At 71.4% G+C, this 2,537-nt stretch carries 3 protein-coding genes; all 3 read right to left on the bottom strand.

Annotated features, from left to right (window positions below; all coding sequences use genetic code 11):
• Positions 1–58: 58 nt before the first annotated feature.
• Positions 59–1,780 (bottom strand): glycogen debranching N-terminal domain-containing protein, encoded by a 1,722-nt coding sequence (locus AB0B91_RS64960; protein WP_358342984.1) that lies wholly within the window; start codon positions 1,778–1,780, stop codon positions 59–61.
• Positions 1,777–2,157 carry an SCP2 sterol-binding domain-containing protein gene (locus tag AB0B91_RS64955; RefSeq protein WP_088998182.1) on the bottom strand — a complete coding sequence of 127 codons (381 nt, stop codon included), beginning with the start codon at positions 2,155–2,157 and terminating at the stop codon, positions 1,777–1,779. The genes AB0B91_RS64960 and AB0B91_RS64955 overlap by 4 nt, the downstream gene beginning before the upstream one ends.
• 55 nt (positions 2,158–2,212) lie before the next feature.
• The coding region (locus AB0B91_RS64950) for a DsrE family protein (RefSeq protein WP_358342982.1) at positions 2,213–2,537 on the bottom strand (325 nt) is incomplete at its 5' end.

The following is a 2,537-nucleotide window of genomic DNA, read 5'->3' as shown; positions in this document are numbered from 1 at the left end:
TCCAGAAGCAGGAGTGACCCATGCCCATCTACGCTCTCGGCGACCAAGAGCCCCGGATTCACCCGGACGCCGACATCCATCCCGACGCCGTCGTCGAGTTGTCGAACGGCCACACCGTCCCGACGTGGTAGCCGACGGGGTTGTACCGCCCCTGGTCGTCGGCGAGCGTACGGACGCCCCAGCCGGAGTAGAGCCGGGGACCCAACAGGTGCTCGGCGATCCGGCCGGCCCGAGACTCGTCCACGATGCCGCTCCACAGCAGGTGCCCGATGTTCGAGGTCAGGGCGTCCACCTGCCGGCCGTCGGCGTCCAGGGCGAGCGCGTAGTACTCCCGCTCCGGGATCCAGAAGTCCCGATTGAACCGCATCTTGAGCTCGGCCGCCTCCCGCTCCAGCCGGTCGGCGTACGCGGGGTCGCCCCAGATCGTCCGGGCCATCCGGGCGCCGCGTACCTTCGCGTCGTACGCGTAGCCCTGGAGTTCGCAGGTGGCGCGCGGGAAGCCGGGCAGCCGGCCGTCGCGGTACGAGATGGCGTCCCAGGAGTCCTTCCAGCACTGGTTCTCCAGGCCGGTGTCCGGGTTGCGGGTCTGGTACCAGAGGTAGCCGGTACCGAGCAGGTCGCCGTACGTGTCGATCCAGGCGAGGGCGGCCCGGGCCTGGGCCTCCAGAGCCCGCACCAGCCTGTCGTCGCCGGTCCACCGCTCGTACTCGTCGAGCAGGATGACGAACAGCGGCGTCGAGTCGGCCGAGCCGTAGTACGGCGAGTGGGGCTGCTCCTCGAAGCCCGCCGTCTCGCCGTAGCGCAGCTCGTGCAGGATCTTGCCCGGCTCCTCGTCGCGGAAGTCGTCGATCCGGTGCCCCTGGAGGCCGGCCAGCATCATGATGGTCGGCGAAATCAGCTCCGGCAGGAAGGGCAGCAGCTGGAGCGAGGTGATGATGCTGTCCCGGCCGAACAGGGTCATGAACCACGGCAGGCCGGCGGCCACCAGGCGCACGCCGAGGGTGATCGACTCGTAGCGCAGCGCGGCCAGGTCGTTGAGGCTCTGCCGGTACGCCCCGGCCAGCGGCTGGCAGTCGCAGCCGAGCTTCGGTGCCCGGGCGACCAGGTCGTCCTGCTCGGCGCGGATGGCGCCCGGGTCGCGGCTGCCCCCGTACTGCGGCAGGTTGGCCCGGACGTCCTCGCCGCGCGCGCCGTAAACGACGGTCGACACGTGCAGCCGGGTCGTCCACTCGCCGCGCGGGGCGACCCGGATCCGGTAGGTCATGCCGGAGACCTCGACGTGCGCGGGCGAGGTGGTGGTGATGACCGTCTCCCGGTGGAACCCCTCGCGGCGGTAGGCCAGCCGCAGCTCGTTGTCGCCGACGGTGGCGGTGGTGTGGCCCTGCTTGCTCCGGACGTGCTTGATCTCGAACAGGTCCGCGAAGTCGGCGGCCATGTCGAGGCGGACGACGAACTCCGCCTCCTCCCCGGAGTGGTTGAGCAGGGTCAGCTCCTCCTCGAAGCTGCCGCCGATGGCTCGGCTCCGGATCACCGAGACCTTCGCGTCCAGGTAGTGCGTCGGCTCGCCGGGAACGAGGAAGAACCGGGTGCGGAAGGACTCCGCGGTGTCCACCGAGAGGGCGTGCAGCCGCTCGCCGTCGAGGGTCAGCAGCCAGGTGGAGAGGTGCCGGGTGTCGAACGAGAAGAGCCCGGTCGGGAAGTCGAGGGACGGCTCGACGTCGCCGCGCGTGTCGCTGACCAGGAAGGTGTTGCCGTCGAGAATGCTGACCAGGTCCTTCACCGCAGCCGCCCGAGCTGCGCGCGGGCGGCCTCGCGGGGGTCCCGGGCGCCGGGCGGGTCGGGGAAGAACCGCCGGAACAGCAGGAAGAGCACGACGTCGCCGCTGAAGCTGCTCTCGTTGCGCAGCACCGACGAGATCGCCTGGGCCCGGCCGGTGACGAGCCTGTCGAAAAGCTCCTCGCTGGTGTACCAGATCGCGTCGGCGGGCCCCCGGTTGCGGCTCACCTCGATCGCTCCCGGGCGCAGGTGGGCCAGCCAGTGCACCGTCCGGGTGTCCTGCGTGAGGTGGATCTGCAGGGTCCCGCTGACCGGACTGACCAGCACCTTCGGGGCGCGCGCCGGCAGTGATTCGAAGAACCGCTCCGTCGCCTCGGTCACACCCGAATCGTAGGCATTTGCCGGACGTGCCGGGTCGGTATCGGCGGGTGGCCCGTCAGTAGACCAGGGCCTGGGCGCCCTCGGCCATCGCCTCCTCGACGAAGACCGCGGCGCCGGCGATGCGGACGCCGGGCAGCACGTCGTCCGGCCCGATGTCCCGCCGGGCGGCGCACTGGGTGCAGGCCGTCACCGTGCCCGTGGTGAGGATCACGTGCAGCAGCTCGGCCAGCGGGGCCGAGTGCGGCAGCTCGAACTCCTGCGCCCGCCCGGGCAGCGCGAACCAGGTCGACTCCCCGGTCAGCCAGAGCGACACGTGCACCCCGGCGGCGGCCGCGGTGGCGGCGACGGTGAAGGCCTGGGCGCACCGCTCCGGGGCGACC

It is taken from the genome of Nonomuraea sp. NPDC049141 (assembly GCF_040648415.1).
In the GTDB taxonomy this organism is placed as follows: Bacteria; Actinomycetota; Actinomycetes; order Streptosporangiales; family Streptosporangiaceae; genus Nonomuraea.
Note: the sequence above shows the minus strand (reverse complement) of the source record. Positions and strands in the feature narration are given on the sequence as shown.